The following is a 17,143-nucleotide window of genomic DNA, read 5'->3' on the forward strand; positions in this document are numbered from 1 at the left end:
TTCCTATTAATTTTGACTCCCATATTAACTATTTAAAAAATGGATTTTCCTCAAGAACTAAAGTACACCAAAGACCACGAGTGGGTTAAAATTGATGGTGATGTTGCAACTATTGGAATCACTGAATTTGCCGCTGGTGAACTAGGTGACATTGTGTATGTAGAAGTTGAAACATTGGGCGATACATTGGACACCAATGAGGTTTTTGGCTCCGTAGAAGCTGTTAAGACAGTTTCAGATTTATTCATGCCAGTGGCAGGTGAAATTTTGGAAGTAAATCCAGAATTGGAAGATGCTCCAGAACTAGTGAATGAGTCTCCATACGAACAAGGATGGATGATCAAAGTGAAAATAACGGGTGAGCTTCCTGCTGATTTATTATCCGCATCAGCATATGCTGAGTTAGTTGGAGAATAAGTCATCTGGTTTGAGATTAGGAATTGCTTTAGTTTGGCTAATATTCATAGCAGTAGCTATGCTTACTCCAGGAAACAACTTTCCAGAACCTTCATTTCAAGCTGAGGATAAGTTGGTTCATTTTGTTTGCTTTGGTCTGCTCAGCTTTCTTTGGTGTGGTGTTGGTATTAAACGATCTATAGTTACTGGCTTACAAGGAAGAGTATTAACAAACTATTTGATTTTCGGTGTAGCCGCTGGAATAGTTTTAGAATGTGCTCAACTGTATATCCCGTTCCGATCGTTCGATTATATGGACATGATTGTCAACGAAATAGGTGGGTTAGCAGGTTTATTAGCATATTTTAAGATTCCTACCACCAAGATTGGCTTGGAATAGTGCCTATTAATTATTACAATTGTTAGTCTGAAAAAGAACAAAAATTTAACCTTAATAAACCAAACGTATAATGGAAGCAAAAAAAACTCCCAGCGCTGATTTAACCAGAAAGTCAGGAATGTTCCTGAACTTAGGTTTGGCAGTAGCTGTAGGTGCTACCCTTGCTGCCTTCGAATGGAAGTCATTTGACGATGGTTCATTGAAAGACCTAGGTCAAGTAACTGATAACTTCGAAGAATTGCTAGATATTCCAATCACAGAGCAGCCACCACCACCACCGCCACCACCAGTAGAGCAGCCTATCATCGAAGAGATTCCTGATGAGGTAGAAATCGAAGAAAAAATTGAAGTTAACTTCGATGTAGATGTGAAGGAAACTACTGTAATTAAAGAGGTAGTGATCGCTGAAGCTCCAGTAGAGGAAAAAGTAGATCAAATCTTTGATGTGGTAGAAACTCAGCCTGAGCCTCCAGGGGGAATGGCAGGATGGAATCAATACCTATCCAAAAATCTAAAATACCCTACTCAAGCTAGGAGAATGGGTACAGAAGGTACTGTAATTGTGGTTTTCGTTGTAAATACTGATGGTTCAATTCAAGATGTTGAAGTTTTGAGAGGAATCGGTGGAGGATGCGACGAAGAAGCCGTAAAAGTAGTAAGTGCAGCACCTAAATGGACTCCAGGTAAGCAACGTGGTCGCCCAGTACGTACTCGTATGAGACTACCGATTAGATTTAAATTAAGCTAATCCTTAAGTAATAAGTAGAGACCCGAGAAATCGGGTCTTTTTTTTGCTCTATCCTTAACAACTTTTAGCTTAGTTAAATAGTGTTAGAAGATTAGTATCAAGGAGTTATGTAGTGTAATTTATTAGAGTAGTTTTTTTCTAACCTCTAATAATACACTCATGGAAAACAAAAAAAATCCAAAGTTGGACCTCAGAAGATGGTCAGGAACTTTATTTAATCTAGGCCTTGCAATTAGTCTAGGAGCAGTATTGGTAGCTTTTGAATGGAAGGCCAAGGATCAGGGAATAATCAAAACATTTGATGCAATGAAAGATGATTGGGATGAAATTGATATCCCACAAACAATCCAAAACCCTCCACCACCACCTCCTCCTGCTCCTATTGAGGTAAATACTATCCCTAACGAGATTAAGATAGATAATATCAAAGATCTTAAATTGGATATATTTACAAATGAACACACAAACATTCCTGAAGTAGAACTATCTGCTCCGCCAAATACAGAAGACGTAGATGTCATCGAAAACTTTGTGGATGTTCAACCAATGTTTAATGGAGGTATGGAGGCTTGGTATACCTACCTCAACAAAAACTTGAAATATCCAGCTCAAGCCAAAAGAATGAATATACAGGGTATGGTTATCGTACGCTTTGTGGTAAACACAGATGGATCAATACAGGACATAGAGCTAGTCAGAACAATCGGTGGCGGTTGTGATGAAATAGCTAAGGAAGTTATTGAAAACTCCCCTAACTGGACTCCTGGCAGGATAGGTGGAAGAGTGGTAAGATCTAGAATGACTATGCCTATTCGATTTAGACTTAATTAGACAAAATACTCATGCAAGAAAAAGGGGCTCTAAGCCCCTTTTTTCTTATAATACATTCAAAGATTGCTCTTTAATTTTTTCGAGTTCATCTTTCATTAGAATCACATGTTTTTGCATTTCAGCGTCATTTGCCTTTGACCCGATGGTATTGATCTCTCTTCCAATTTCCTGCGAAATAAATCCAAGTTTTTTACCTTGATTTGTTTCTTCAGTAAGGCACTTGGCAAAATATTTCAAGTGTGTGTCCAAACGAACGATTTCTTCTGTAATGTCTAGCTTTTCAAAATAATAAATCAGTTCTTGCTCAAACCTGTTGGCATCAAAAGAATTTTCGTCTAGCCATTCGTTAAAATGATTTCTAATCTTTTGCTTGATTCTAGCCTTGCGGTTACCTTCATTTTCCTGAATGATTGATAATCCAGCGTCTATTGCTTTAATATTGCTCTGAAGCTTTTCTTCCAGAGAGTTGCCTTCATCCTGACGAAATGAATCACATTTATTTAATGCTGTAATCAGGACTTTTTTTATTTCCTCCCAATCCGCTTGATCATCTCTTTGCTCACCTGTTATCTGAGTAATTACCGTTGGAGACTGAAGAGCAAGCTTGAAAATGTCTTGAGAATCATCATTTACACTTTCTGCAAGCCCCTTATATTTTTGATAAAAGAGGTTAAACAAATCCTCATTAATACTCACTGGCATTTCTGCCGATCCTTTGGATTGAAAATCAATCGAAATACTCACTTTACCTCTGTCCAAAATAGATTGAACCAGATTTCTAATTTCTAGCTCTTTATCATTAAACTGTCTTGGACTGCGGATTGAAAGATCCAAAAATTTTGAATTGAGCGAGCGAACTTCTACTTGGATCACCATTCGCTCATCTTCAAATCCGGCGTTTCCGAAGCCGGTCATTGATTTGATCATAATAAAGTTTGTTGTTAGAAATTGAAGCCCAAAGTTACATAGAACTTTAAATCTTCGGCTTCATAATTTCTAATTGGTCTCGCTACGTCAAATTTAACATAGTAGTTGAGTAAAACTGTTCTTAATCCGGCCCCGTAGCTCTGAAGCCAAGGATTATTGAAGTTATTTAGGGTAATCGTAAAAGGGGATCCTTCTGTGTTAATTACTTCGGTGTTTTGATCATTCACACGCTCCCATGGTGCTGCATCATTCCAAGCTGAGCCTATGTCATAGAACCCAATCAGCTGGAAATTACGAATGAAATTCGAAGTGATGTTTCCCCTAGTCAAATACGAGAATACAGGTATTCTTAATTCAGCAGTGAAAGTGACCATGTTTCTACCGCGAATTTCATCATAATCATATCCTCTCAAATCTACAAAATCAGCGAAAAGGATATTAGAATTTTCTACACCGGTAGGGTTTCTGATGGGAGAAGACTCTGGACGATTGGAAGGTGGGCGATAAAAGTCATTAAACAGCCAATTATCCATTCCTCCAAGCATATAAGTTTGCGGATTATTTCCCATAAAGGACCCTGCATAAAGTCTTGCTGCAATAACAATGTTCTTGTGAATAGCTCTGTATTCTCTCAAATCAAGATAGAAATTCCCAAAGGAGCGGTCCTTATTATTAAAGGATTGATATTGAGTATAGCCTATTTTACCTTTAAAACCTCGTTGAGAATACAATCCTAGTGGCTGGGTACGATCATAAACGAATTCCGCTTTTCCTCCTAAATAATTTACATCTAGTCTATTCTGCTCGGGACTTTGACTGATAATTAAGGAATCTGGATTAAGATTGAAATACTGTGTTTTGGCTACGAAAGGTGATAAAGAGACTCTTGCATTTGCATTTAAAGGGTAAGAAAAACCCAGTTCCGCTTTAGTCAACACATATTTCTGAATAGTAATATCACCTTCAGAAACCCTGATTGTCCTACGATCAAATCTTCCTTTAAAGTCTACCCTGCTTTTCAAATACTCATATTCAAAGAATATATCACCACCAGACCTGAAATCAAGCGTGGTCATTACCCCACCTTGGAACACATGGTTATCAAGTAAATCAGTCATTTTACCAGTCATTCCAATTCCAAACCCTCTTAAAGGATCTACCACAAAACGGGTATTGATACTATTTATAAAAAACTGAGGCTCCATTTGCCTAGGTCCAGTCACTCTTTTTCTTAGACTTTCTTTCCTAAACGATTCTAACAAATTCGTTTTAGATTCTGAAGCACCAGCAACTACTGGCTGGGTGCCAAGGTTAGTTGGTAAAGTATCAAAGCTATAATTATCAGTATTGATACCATTTTTAGACTCAAAATTTAAGCGCTTAAGATCAATTGAAGAGGTAGAATTCTTCGGTATGGTATCCAGCTTGATCGCAGGTTGCATTAATTGTTTACTGTCTTGCTGCGGATTTATCGATTGATTTTCACTGGCTTGCTTTTCCTCTAATAATCTTCTCGCTGCCATTCTTTCATTAAGACTCTTAGCTTGTTCGAGCTGTATTCTTGGAGTACTCGGAGTAAACTGATCAGAACTAGAGAACCCTTCAACTACTAGAAAACTCTCCCTCCCATCTCGGACAGAATAAGCCATCCTATTCATTCTACTGTTTATATCGAAGGCTTCAATACTCTTATTGAACGCAGAAATCTGATTAGACACCTGATTTCCTATACTCATGCGCATCAGGTTATTGATTCCACTTAAATCGCTTAAGTAAACGATAGCATTACTATTAATTTTCCTTGGTCTAATATTTTTACTATTGGAATTAGTAAGCTGCTTAGTGATTACCGTGTCGGTGACCTGTACCATGTAAAGATTATAATAATCTGGCAAGGATGATAACTCGAGGTTTTTCCCCATTAACGAATCCGGCAAACTGGTCGCATTGGAGGAATAAATTATAGTTGAATCATTCAAAAACACAGGTGTTAATTCATCAAAGGAATCATTGGTTAACCTTTTGCCAGCACCTCTGGTATTTAAGGTATAAATATCAGATTTCCCATTAGAAATGGCTGAAAGCACCATGTTCTTCCCTGTGCTATTGAAATCAAGGCTTAGGATCTGAGTGATATTTCTTAAGAAAATCTTATCCTGATTGGAGCCATCAATTGATCTCAATCTAAGTGTAGTAAAACCTCTTTTGAAAGATGCAATTGCAATATTTGCGGAATCTCTCCAAGCTATTATTGGGGAAGTGAAATTTGCTTCCTGATCTTGAAGGGATGTTCCTCCAGCGAAAATTGTCTGTTCGCGACCAGAGCTTATCTCTCTTATTTGAACCTTATATTTCCCTCCATTATTGATCACATAAGCCAAGTTCAATCCGTCAGGGCTAAACTTTATATCATTGATCGCCCCTATAAATCTTGGGGATGTTTCAGCTACTGCAGCGCTTCTATTAGGGTCTTTGAAAGTCGACGAAACCTGCTTGTTTATATCCAAGTAGTACTTTTTCCAATCTTCGGTGAACGTTTTATAATTTAACCCTACCGTGTTGGCTATACTGTTTTCCTCGTTTCTATTTATTCTCGAAAGATTAAGAATACTGGAAACATACCTTCTTCCATATCTTTCTGCTATATAATTCCACACTGATTGGCCCACCAAAGCAGCTTCTTTTTCTTTCAATTTGAGGATTTTTGGCGTTTCTTCTTCCTCAAAATAATGTCTCACAAAGTCATCCATCTCACGACTCCAGCCTTTAGCTAAATATAGAGCTACCCCATCTACATACCACTCTGGGAAGCTATTGGTCAGGTTGGATTGGAAAGCATCAGAGACTGATGAACCATAAAGCATCTCTTCGATAATAACCTTTACAGTGCCATAGAGCAAATCATCCTTAAATTCATCAACCTCTCCTTTGTAAGCTACTTCCGCTAGCAGTCTATTGAAGTTCGTTTGTCCTTGCTCACTATATTCCTCCTTGTTTAAGTTGATGTTGCTTTGCAAAAGCTCCTCTGGAGAATTGTATATATAGATTTTTGGCTTGGTATATGCCACATAGCCAATCATCTGAGTCAGGCGATTAAACTCACTTTCCAGAAAATCAATGGCCATTTTGGCATTCGCGCCACCTCTATCATAGTAATATACCTCAAAGTTATTTGAGGAATAAAAATACCATTCAAACTGCTGGTGCTGAATTCTGTTTTTCCCAAAACGCTCCTGATCAAATTGGGCCAGGGCAATAAATGAATTCAACCATAACCCAGCAAAAACTAAAATTCGGAAAAGGTGATATCGCATTCTATTTGCTGAAAGATGTCTTTAAATATAATTAAAATACCGAGCTATGTCCACTTCGTGGTCAATTGCCTTATCATTTAGAAGGTGGTCAGCCATTATATCACTAAAATAGGGAATTAGTGACACTCCTTTGGCTCCAAATCCATTGAATATGTAAACGCCTACCTCGGTAGGATGTTTTCCCAAAAATGGTTTTCTATCCCTAGTTGCTGGCCTAATTCCTGTCTTATGGCTGGTAATTTCATCCACAGGCATCTTGACCAACTCCTTCAATTTACCCAGAAGTTCTCCTTTAGCTTCATTTGTCGGCCCTACGTCCAAATCATGTTTAGTATAAGTAGAGCCTACACGATGTATATTATTACCTAGATGAACCCTAAAAACGCCTCTATTAACAACATAATTCGGCGAAAACTCTTGCTTCACTTCCAAAATTTCTCCTTTGACTGGGGCAAAAGGAAGAAAACTGAAAAACCGGGAGCCCATCGCACCAAGCCCATTGCAATAAACAACGGCTTTTGCTTCGATATCCCGATAAACCCAAAACCCTCCATCCTGCAAGAGTATAGACTCATTAAATGTTTCTAAAATTAATTCCTCTCTAAAATACGTAGACATTGCATCAAGTAGATTATTGATATTCAGCCAACCTGAATTGCGAAGCATCACCCCGCCATAAGGATCTTTCAAATATTCTGATTGACTTTCTTGATATATCTTTTCCAGATAAGCCTCAAAAGCTGGGTCAGCACTGTGCCCCATCCACTCATTTTGCTCCTCTATACTCAAAAAAGGCCGGTAAATTGCTTTTTCAATAAGGAACTTGTGGCCAGTAATTTCTTCCAATTCCCGATAATAGGGTTTGATTCTGGGAAATAGCAAATCTGCTTTCCAGGTTTTGACCATTTTTCTTCCGGTTACTGGATTGAAAAGCCCCGCAGCAACTCTACTGGAATTATTAGCTCCAGGCTGATCAATTATCTTAATTTTCTTACCAGCTTGCTTCAGTCTATAGGCAAGTGCTGTTCCTGCAAGTCCTTGTCCAATGAGCAAAAAATCAATTTTCATAACCCAAAATAAAGGTTTAATTCCTTATTTTGTCTCAATTCTCACATACATTTCCCATGCTATATATTAAGTCTTTTACCTTCAACCCTTTTCAAGAAAACACCTATTTGCTTTATGATGAAAAAGGCAATGGAACATTAATAGACCCAGGGTGTTTTGATTTAGCTGAGCGAAAAGAACTGCTTGATTTTGTGACTGAGAAAAAGATTCGAATTACCCAACTTTTAAATACGCATTGCCATGTGGATCATGTCTTGGGTAACGCGTGGGCAAAAAAAACATTTGGGGTCGATCTCTTTATTCATAGAGAAGAAGCTTCTGTTTTAAAAGCCGTGGAAGTTTATGCACCGAATTATGGATTTGTAGGCTATGAAAGTAGCCAAGCCGATGGGTTTCTCGTAGAAGGAGATGAAATTAAAGTTGGCGATGAGGTTCTGAAAATCATCTTTGTGCCGGGTCATGCACCAGGTCATGTGGTTTTTTACCATAAAGCCTCTAATCAATGCATTGCAGGCGATACGTTATTTAGAGGTAGCATTGGAAGAACAGACCTACCTGGAGGAAATCATGAATTATTATTGAGCAAAATAAAATCCGAACTATTCTCCCTTCCGGACGAAACAGTGATCTATCCAGGGCATGGTCCAGAGACAACCATTGGATTCGAAAAAACTCACAACCCATTCGTGGGTAAAAATGCAAGACCTTGAAAATTAAATCTCATATCCCAAATACAATAACACTTCTCAATTTACTGTCCGGAGTAATAGGGATTATTTGGGTGATTAATGGAAATATCGTTTCAGGGGCCTATTTTATTATTCTAGCAGCAGTTTTCGATTTTTTTGATGGTTTTGCTGCAAGGCTATTACACGTTCAAGGAGAATTAGGAAAACAACTTGACTCACTAGCTGACTTGATTTCATTTGGGGTTCTTCCAGGGGCAATTTTTTTTCAAATGACTAAAGTCAGCACATCTATTGAATGGCTCCCATACGTGACGTTGATCGTACCCTTGTTCTCAGCACTTCGATTGGCAAAGTTCAACCTAGACACTAGGCAAACTGATAAATTCATTGGTCTACCTACTCCAGCAAATGCATTGTTTATAAGCACTTTGCCATATTTTGCAATTCAATGGCCTAAAGTTGGTACTTGGCTTACTTCGCCATTGTTCCTTATAGGAATAGCATGGGTCTTTTCAATACTTCTTCTTTTGGAGCTTCCCCTGATAGCTTTGAAATTCAAATCATATTCCCTAACCCAAAACAAGTTCAGATACGCGCTTTTAGCTATTGGGGCATCCATGATTTTAATCTTTGGATTGGCGGGCATACCTATTGTGATTTTAGCCTATTTAGGATTGTCAGTAGTAGAAAACGCTTCTCGCTAGAATGTTCTGCACTTGCCACAAGCTACTATTCACTCTGATTATCAACATTTTGTTGACTGGATTGGCTTTTGGTCAAAATTCATTTTACAAATTCAAAGTTGCCGAGGAAGGTATTTACAGACTAAGTGCAACTCAGGCTCAAAGTTTAGGAGCCAATTCCCTGAGCGAAATAGCCATTTATGGTTACCCGGGTATGTTACCACAACTATTAAAGCCTGAAAATTTAACATTGCAAGAAATACCTTTATTGGAAAAAGATGATCATCTGTACTTCTATCTTCCATCTCCCCATAGTTACGCTCACATTGAGGAAGGAATTGAATATCTACACAATACATTTTCTGATTCGATAAGTTTTCTCATCGGAACAACACCTAAGCCAAAAAGAATAGCGACAATTCCCGGAAAATCAGGCACCCTAAATCCAACTATTCTATACCAATGGAATTGGCTCAAAGAAGATGAAAACAATATTCTGAACTCTGGTAGAACATGGTACTCTCGAGCGATTGCACCTGGAATAACTCGTGGATATTCTTTTCCATTGCAATCAAATTCTAATGCCGAATGGAAGCTATCTGCCAAATTGATGGGGAGTTCGAGTTCGGCTTCACAGATCAGTTTAGCTGTAGATGATTTGATTATCTCTGAGAATTCACTTGCGGGAATCCCTTCCAACACCTACGCAATTAAGGGAGAAGAAGTATGGGTAAATGAGAGTTTTTCACCTTTGGACAGAAAGGTGGAGAGATTGAGAGTTTCTTTCCAGGCCTCCAGTTCAAATGATGCGGGTTATTTTGAATACATAGGAATTGGAGTTCCAAACTCAAGTGATTCTTTGGATGAAGGGGTTTATTCTATGAATCAAGAGTCTACAATTTCACTGTCAGGCTTGGCTGGCTTATCAGTCTGGGAGGTTGGAGATTTTTATAATCCAAAAGCAATTGATTTGAGTACTGGAAGTATAGTTACTGGACAGAAATTAATTGTCTTTGATGAAAATAAAGTAAAAGTCATCTCAGATATAGAACCGGCTAAAACTACTCTTCGAACCCAATCCGCGTGGCCAGATCTTCTTATAATCGCTCCTAAAATCCTGAGTAATTCAGCCAATAAACTGAGCCTCCATAAACTTGGAATGGGTATATACACGGAAGTAGCCTTCTTAGATGAAATCTACGATTCATTCGGCTATGGTAATCCTGATTTAAATGCCATTCGAAATTTTATAGCCTGGCATTATCACCAAGGTGGTAAACTCCAAAATGTCCTGATTTTAGGAAAAGGAACATTTGACTACAAAGGGATTTTGGGTGGTAGACCTAACCTAGTTCCTATCTACACCAGCAGGAATAGTTTGGATCCTCTATCCACATTTAGCTCTGACGATTATTTCTCACTCATTGAATTTGGTCAAGGAAAATGGGAAGAAACCAAGGAAGGAGACGAACTTATGCAAATTGGTATTGGAAGATTACCAGTAATCAATGCGCAAGAAGCCAAAATCGTAGTAGATAAAATCATCAATTACGAAAGTAATCCAATCGCGGGGGACTGGAAAAAAACAGTAACCTTCTTCGCAGACGATGGCGATAACAATATCCACTTACGAGACTCAGAGGCGCATGCATCCTATTTAAAAGAGAATCATCAAGACTTCAGAAGACAGAAATTATATCTAGACCGATTTGCCCAAGAGAAAACAGGAGAAAGACAGTCTTCTCCACAGGCAAAAATCGCTTTAGAAGAAACCCTCGAAAAAGGAACTTTGCTCCTCAATTTCATTGGTCATGGCAATGAAACTACTTTAACTGCTGAAGAAGTATTTCTAACATCGGATATTTCAAACTGGGCAAAACAGGAAAAACTGGCATTATGGGTTACAGCCACCTGCGAATTTGGAAGGCATGATAGTCCCTTCTTGAGATCTGCCGCTGAGGAACTTTTGACTTTTGCGAATAAAGGTGCTATTGGACTTTTGACCACAGGCAGACCCGTATTTAGTAGTGTGAACTTTTCATTAAATGCCGCCTTTTTTAAGGAGGTTTTTAAACTGGAAAATGAGCACTATCAAGATCTGGGGAGCATATTTAGAAATACTAAAAACAAAAGTTTAAATGGATCGCTAAACAGAAATTTTAGCCTTTTAGCCGATCCAAGTATGAAACTGGCTAGTCCAGAGTTTCGAATTGAGTTTACTTCTTTTAAAAACCCCCAAAATCAAACTATCCTAGACACACTTTCCGCTCTTCATGAAGTAGCTTTTGAAGCAGAAGTAATTAATCCAAATACAGGCGGTATTTCTACTTCGTTTGAAGGTGAATACACGATTGAATTGCATGACAAACCTAGCACGGAAAAAACCTTGGGTGACGAGAGTAATCCGATAGATTTTGAAGTATCAGAAAATTTGATTTTCAAAGGCAAGGGTAAAATAGTAGCTGGAATAATCAATGGTACTATGATTATCCCTAAAAATATAGATTTAGAATTTGGAGAAGGAAAAGTCCAAATTTATGGAGAAAGTACGAATCAAAACTGGGAGGCTTTTGGATTTAGCCAAATATTGATTGGAGGTATTACAAGCAATCCGCCTTTGGATACAGAAGGGCCAATTATAGCAGCTACTTTTGGAGGAAAAGTAGAATCGCCTTATATATTCCCTTCCAAAACAATAAAAATGGAAGCAACTTTTTCAGACTCCAGTGGTATAAATATTTCAGGTTTTCTACCATCTGAAAATCTAACAGTTCAAATAAATGATGATGACCCCGAACTATTAAATAGATATTTCACCTCAGAAAATGACACATACAAATTCGGTAAAGTGACGTTTGTATTGGAAGGGTTAAAAGAAGGAAAGAATTTGGTAACTATCCGCGCATGGGATAACTTAGGAAACGGGAGTGTATTGAATCAGGAGATTATTGTAGAGGGAAGTGATAAATTAAGAATACTTAGTCACAAAACTTATCCCAACCCAGCAGTTATTGAGAGTCGTTTTGAACTTGAACATAATCAACCGGGTGAAAATTTAATTCTTACCCTTGCCGTTTTCCAAACGGATGGCAAGACACTATTTATAGAAAGTGAACGTTTAGTCAAGGCCAATGCTAAACTAGATGATTTGGTTTGGTTTTTTTTCCAAAACCAAACCAAATATCCAGCAAAAGGAACTTATATTTACAAACTAACGCTACAATCAGAACTTGATAATTCTGTAGATTCAGTAAGCGGACAAATATTAATTCAATGAAAAAAATAGCCACTAATAAAAGGAAAAACCTACTTATTGCAGTTTTTACCCTGGCTACTTTATCTGTGTATGCACAGAACAGCACTATCATTTCTGGTCAGGATCCTGATCGAAGAGTGATAACTACGGCTGTTCCTTTTTTGAATTTTGCTCCAGACTCTAGACATTCTGGAATGGGGGATGCTGGTGTAGCCCTATCGCCGGATGCTAGTTCAGCTCATTGGAATGCAGGCCAACTTGCTTTTGTAGAAGATCAAATGGGCTTTTCACTTTCCTATTCGCCATGGCTTGGAAAACTTGTCAATGACATGTCTTTAAGTTACTTGACCGGATATTTTAGAATTGATGAGGTTTCAGCATTTGGATTTGACTTACGTTACTTCAATATGGGTGACATACAATTGACTGATGGACGAGGTAATCCATTGGGTGAGTTTAACCCAAGAGATATTGCAATTGGTGGAACCTATTCTAGAAAGCTTTCTTCTTACCTAGGTTTAGGTATTTCAGCTCGATTTATCTACTCAAATCTTTCTGGTAATATCTCTTCAGTAGGCGGAAATGAAGCTAAACCAGGTATTAGCGTCGGAACAGATGTTGGCCTTTATTATTCTAAACCAATTTTCGCTGGAGCTAAAGACGCAAACTTCTCTTGGGGACTTAGCATCACAAATATTGGCCCTAAAATCACCTATAATTCAGCTGATGATTTAGATTACATTCCTACCAACTTGAAAGTAGGAACTGCTTATTCCATAGACCTTGACGCTGTGAATACTTTGACTTTTGCGTTAGATCTCAATAAACTTTTGGTTCCTACACCACCAATCTATGCTACCAATGAAGACGGGACCTTGGAAACAGATGAAAATGGAAATCTTATCATAGAACCTGGAAACGGTAAAGACCCAAATCGTCCGCTTATTTCAGGCATGTTTGGCTCATTTGCAGATGCTCCAGGGGGATTTTCTGAAGAAATGCAGGAGATTACGATTTCTTTTGGAGTTGAATATAACTACGACGATAAATTTGCATTACGTACTGGATATTTTTATGAGAATCCAAATAAAGGCGGCAGAAAATACTTCACAATGGGTGTAGGTTTCGACTTAAAAAGGCTTGGATTTGACTTTTCATACCTGGTACCCCAACAACAAAATCACCCACTCGCAGAGACATTACGATTCTCTTTGATGTATAATATCCCCAATTAATAATGTTATTAGACAGGTCAAAGGCTCCGGATTTTAACGTTCCAGAGGATTTTGAACTATTGCCACCTTTGGAACTTAAACTTTCCAATGGTGCTAAGTTCTTTTTTGTACCCACTCCAGGCTTGGAGGCAACTAAAATTGATGTACTCTGCAAAGGTCAGCGAGCATCACTTCCGCTTGAGCAAACCCTTGTTTCCTCATTCACTCTTCAGATGTTACAGGAAGGCACAAAAACTAAAAGCGCGGGTGCAATAGCTGAGTTTTTTGATTTTTATGCTTCTGAAGTCCACCCAATTCAAACTTATTCTCATGAAGGTTTGGGTCTATTGTCCACCAAAAAACATCTCAACGTTGTTTTAAAAGAGTTCTTATCCTTGTTCATGGAGGCAACTTTCCCGCAGGATATGCTGGAAAAACGCCAGTCTCAGAGAAAACTCAGCATCAAATTAGAAAAGGAGAAAACAGCTTCGAGAGCAAGTCAATTATTCAGAAAATGCCTTTTTGGAGCTAATCACCCCTATGGTGTTGAAGTTAACGAAAGCCATGTTGAAAGCATCACTAGAGATCTTTTGGTTTCTTACTACAACGATATGTTATGGCAAGATTTAGAAATTTTTGTTACAGGGGATTTTGATTCAAAGGAACTTGAGAGCCTTTGCAAACTACTAGGAGACCTACCAAACCGGGAAGTAGTGGAATCCGTACTTTTGCCAAGTATTAACACCTTAATGGCAGTAACAGAACCAAGAGATAAGTCTGTACAAAGCAGTATTCGCATAGGAAATTGGTCTATCCCCCAAACGCACCCTGACTTCATTGCCCTCTCGGTGTTCAACACTATTTTAGGAGGGTATTTCGGCTCCCGATTAGTTAAAAATATACGAGAGGACAAAGGTCATACCTATGGCATTTTTTCATCATTAGCCGAAATTGGAGATGCTCATTATTGGGTAATATCAGCCGATGTTCAAAAAGAGTTTTATTTAGATGTGATTGAAGAGATTTACCACGAAATCAAAAAATTGACTGAAGATGGAGTCAATGGGCAGGAATTAGAAGTGGTTCGAAACTATCTAATCGGACAAATGTTGAAGCAATTCAGTACTTCATTTGACTTAATTGATAGGTTCAAGGCTGTTCATCACTCAGGAATGGATTTCGATTATTATGCTCGGAAATTGGCATTTTTAAAGAAATTTACTTCGGAAGAAATAAAGAATGTAGGAAAAAAATACTTTAGCAATACACCCTATATAGAAGTGGTAGTCGGCTGATTAGGTTAGCCTAATATACAACCACGAGATATCTAACCCAGTCCAAATCCACAGTCTATATAAGCTAAATTCAAACCCCTTACAATTCATTTCAGCTGCAAGTTTTGCAAAACCTCTTGCGGATCCAAAATTCGCCGACCACAGCGCATGCTTTAGCTCATAAAACAACCTAGCCTTCAACGCCTCATCCTCTTCCGTATTTTTATTCATTTTCTTGATCTTCTCACAAACACGGAGTGTACTCGGAAGCATTTTGGAATGGTAGCGTTGATATTGTCTAGCAGATAGCGAGTTCTCATGCTTTCTTTTTAGAACTCCTATGTGATCTGAAAATAGGATAGGAAAACCTCTAGTTAAACGTAGTTGAATATCAAAATCTTCATAAGAAAGCTCAGAATCATAGCCACCAGCTTTTTTAAGAATTTCTGCATTAAAAACTACCGTAGGAGCTGAGATATAATTTTTGCAGATAAGAGTTTCATACATTTTATTCTCTAGCGTTAACTTTTCTAATTCTCTATAATCCTCAAGATTATAAAAGGAAGTTTCTTTTCCATTTTCATCTAAAATCTTAGCATCAGAAAATACAAATGCGGCTGACGGGACCAACTTTAATTTGTCTATAGAGGCAGAAAGATGATTTGAATACAAAAAATCATCTCCAGATAGGTCAATTACAAACTGGCTTTCAACCTGATTCAAAACTTCATTAAAAAGCTTGCAATAAGGAATAGATTCATGCTTATATATTGCTGTAACTTGAATTTGCTCAGAATTACTCGTTACCCATTCCCTAATTATGGCTGGTGTCTTATCAGTACTTCCATTATCCACTACAATCAATTTCTTCGGCTGATAATCTTGAAGGAGCACACTGACCAAAGCCTTCTCAATCCACTTTTCATGGTTGAAAGCAATACATATCACTGTAACCTGATCAGTCCTATACATTCTTTATCGTTTTCACCCAGGTGATTTTATTGCTTATATCATTTGAAAAGCGCGATTTAAAAAACATCAACTTATGATTGACCTCTTCATCAAGATCTGAAGAACCTAGGTCTACAAACTCTACTTTTTGCTCTACAGCAAGCTGAAAAAGCTCATTTAGTATCAAATCACCTCCATTCTTCACGGGAATTTGAGGATTGATCGCTGACAAAAAATAATACAAGGAATTTCCGGTAAGTTTTACACTCAGCGAATAGCCAATTGCTTGGCCATTTTTGCTTAACGTGATCAGAAAATATCGATTTGGATATTCAGACACTTGCTGCACAATTCTGTTTTCATCAAGTGTTACCTCATAGCCTTTCTGAGTGTTCCAAGATTTGATGTATTTTAAAAACCCAAAGTTGGAAATCGACGAGTGACTGACTTTAATGTCTGCATTTTTTCGATTGGATTGAATCTTGGAAGATTCTTTTTGAGTCTGTTTTTTAATTTTCTTTTTCCCAATAAAAAAATGATGACTAAGCACTTTTGCTTGATCAAAACCACACTTCCCTAAAAGATAATTTATCAAATCAGTATGAGGCTCGTAAGGTTTTGGGGCTTGGGATAGAGTTATTGATTTTACTCCTCTATGGCGCAAATCCTCAACAACAGCAAAGATAAAAGATTCCAATGAGGCTGAACTAAGGCTATCTACTATCCAAAAACCGCCAAAGGGTGATTTGGGAATTGAAATTGCTTCACCTGTTTTAGTGATTGCAAAAGTGATTAGCGCTTTTGTCTTTTTCTTTTTCTCCCAGATAAAATCAAGTTGGTCCTGACAGTCACCAATTAGGGTATTACCTAAGAAAAAGTCTTTTTCCTCATTCAAAGAGGAAACAACCCTTAGTTCGTGAAGATCACTTGTCCCCTTTTTGAAGCTTTCCAAAATAGTCTAGGTCTCTGATGTAATCATCTTCTGAAAAAGCCTGATCTGACATACCAAGTAATACCGAGTTGGATGTAAATCTGGCAACTAACCAATGTAAGGGAGGAATATAAACAGCTTGTTCCGGGGAGCTAAGTTCGAACTTAAAGACCTCGCCTTGTACCGACTGAATGTCCAGAAATATCTTTCCTGCCACTGCTACAATTACCTGTGATTCTTGCCAATGAGCGTGATTGCCTCGGCTCTCCCCTTCCTGCACTCCGTATATCCAAAAACATCGCTGAATCCCTTCAGGAAAGAGATCCAAATTCTCCCAAAAGGAAAGACTTCCAGTTTCCTTGGAGTTCCCTGGCAAAGTGAAAAGATAAGGCGATTTTGCGGTAACAGATTCAGGCATTCTTCTTTTTTTCCTCCCGATAAAAGTAAGTTAATTCGAATGG

The 17,143-nt window shown here is 38.0% G+C and carries 15 protein-coding genes; 9 read left to right on the forward strand and 6 right to left on the reverse strand.

The annotated features are described in order from the left end of the window. Positions 1-39: 39 nt before the first annotated feature. From gcvH to QOL76_RS10240, 4 genes are all read left to right on the forward strand, one after another. Entirely contained in the window at positions 40-417 is a 378-nt protein-coding gene (gene gcvH / locus QOL76_RS10225) for a glycine cleavage system protein GcvH (protein ID WP_283412859.1), read from the forward strand. Positions 418-427: 10 nt separating this feature from the next. Then, a complete protein-coding gene (locus QOL76_RS10230) occupies positions 428-796 on the forward strand; it encodes a VanZ family protein (protein ID WP_283412860.1) in 369 nt (122 codons plus the stop codon). A gap of 70 nt (positions 797-866) precedes the next feature. Beyond that, positions 867-1,544 carry an energy transducer TonB gene (locus QOL76_RS10235; RefSeq protein WP_283412861.1) on the forward strand — a complete coding sequence of 226 codons (678 nt, stop codon included), beginning with the start codon at positions 867-869 and terminating at the stop codon, positions 1,542-1,544. A 159-nt stretch (positions 1,545-1,703) separates the two neighbouring features. Then, positions 1,704-2,375 carry an energy transducer TonB gene (locus QOL76_RS10240; protein WP_283412862.1) on the forward strand — a complete coding sequence of 224 codons (672 nt, stop codon included), beginning with the start codon at positions 1,704-1,706 and terminating at the stop codon, positions 2,373-2,375. Between the two features lie 45 nt (positions 2,376-2,420). Here QOL76_RS10240 and QOL76_RS10245 read toward each other — a convergent pair whose 3' ends face one another. From QOL76_RS10245 to QOL76_RS10255, 3 genes are read right to left on the reverse strand one after another with little or no spacing between them, the layout of a single operon-like run. Beyond that, on the reverse strand, positions 2,421-3,302 hold the full coding sequence (locus QOL76_RS10245) for a YicC/YloC family endoribonuclease (protein ID WP_283412863.1): 882 nt from the start codon (positions 3,300-3,302) through the stop codon (positions 2,421-2,423). 14 nt (positions 3,303-3,316) lie between these two features. After that, positions 3,317-6,616 carry a biopolymer transporter Tol gene (locus QOL76_RS10250; RefSeq protein ID WP_283412864.1) on the reverse strand — a complete coding sequence of 1,100 codons (3,300 nt, stop codon included), beginning with the start codon at positions 6,614-6,616 and terminating at the stop codon, positions 3,317-3,319. A 21-nt stretch (positions 6,617-6,637) separates the two neighbouring features. Beyond that, entirely contained in the window at positions 6,638-7,684 is a 1,047-nt protein-coding gene (locus tag QOL76_RS10255) for an NAD(P)/FAD-dependent oxidoreductase (RefSeq protein WP_283412865.1), read from the reverse strand. A gap of 56 nt (positions 7,685-7,740) precedes the next feature. Here QOL76_RS10255 and QOL76_RS10260 point away from each other — a divergent pair, with 56 nt between their 5' ends. From QOL76_RS10260 to QOL76_RS10280, 5 genes are read left to right on the forward strand one after another with little or no spacing between them, the layout of a single operon-like run. Then, complete coding sequence (locus QOL76_RS10260; RefSeq protein ID WP_283412866.1) at positions 7,741-8,394, forward strand: MBL fold metallo-hydrolase; 654 nt, start codon at positions 7,741-7,743, stop codon at positions 8,392-8,394. Next, positions 8,391-9,077 (forward strand): CDP-diacylglycerol--serine O-phosphatidyltransferase, encoded by a 687-nt coding sequence (pssA, locus tag QOL76_RS10265; RefSeq protein ID WP_283412867.1) that lies wholly within the window; start codon positions 8,391-8,393, stop codon positions 9,075-9,077. Before QOL76_RS10260 ends, pssA begins: the two co-directional genes overlap by 4 nt. Position 9,078: 1 nt before the next feature. Beyond that, positions 9,079-12,333, forward strand: a complete 3,255-nt coding sequence (porU, locus tag QOL76_RS10270; protein WP_283412868.1) for a type IX secretion system sortase PorU — start codon at positions 9,079-9,081, stop codon at positions 12,331-12,333. After that, positions 12,330-13,547 (forward strand): type IX secretion system outer membrane channel protein PorV, encoded by a 1,218-nt coding sequence (porV, locus tag QOL76_RS10275; protein ID WP_283412869.1) that lies wholly within the window; start codon positions 12,330-12,332, stop codon positions 13,545-13,547. Before porU ends, porV begins: the two co-directional genes overlap by 4 nt. Positions 13,548-13,549: 2 nt before the next feature. Beyond that, positions 13,550-14,821 carry a M16 family metallopeptidase gene (locus QOL76_RS10280; RefSeq protein ID WP_283412870.1) on the forward strand — a complete coding sequence of 424 codons (1,272 nt, stop codon included), beginning with the start codon at positions 13,550-13,552 and terminating at the stop codon, positions 14,819-14,821. On the opposite strand, the gene QOL76_RS10285 is transcribed toward QOL76_RS10280, so the two are convergent. The 3 genes from QOL76_RS10285 to QOL76_RS10295 are packed head-to-tail and all read right to left on the reverse strand — an operon-like array spanning position 14,822 to position 17,100. Beyond that, positions 14,822-15,772, reverse strand: a complete 951-nt coding sequence (locus tag QOL76_RS10285; RefSeq protein ID WP_283412871.1) for a glycosyltransferase — start codon at positions 15,770-15,772, stop codon at positions 14,822-14,824. After that, on the reverse strand, positions 15,765-16,703 hold the full coding sequence (locus QOL76_RS10290) for a hypothetical protein (RefSeq protein ID WP_283412872.1): 939 nt from the start codon (positions 16,701-16,703) through the stop codon (positions 15,765-15,767). The genes QOL76_RS10285 and QOL76_RS10290 overlap by 8 nt, the downstream gene beginning before the upstream one ends. Beyond that, positions 16,675-17,100, reverse strand: a complete 426-nt coding sequence (locus QOL76_RS10295; protein ID WP_283412873.1) for a sugar 3,4-ketoisomerase — start codon at positions 17,098-17,100, stop codon at positions 16,675-16,677. The genes QOL76_RS10290 and QOL76_RS10295 overlap by 29 nt, the downstream gene beginning before the upstream one ends. Positions 17,101-17,143 lie beyond the last annotated feature (43 nt).

The organism is Algoriphagus winogradskyi (assembly GCF_900182815.1).
GTDB classification, from domain to species: Bacteria; Bacteroidota; Bacteroidia; order Cytophagales; family Cyclobacteriaceae; genus Algoriphagus; species Algoriphagus winogradskyi.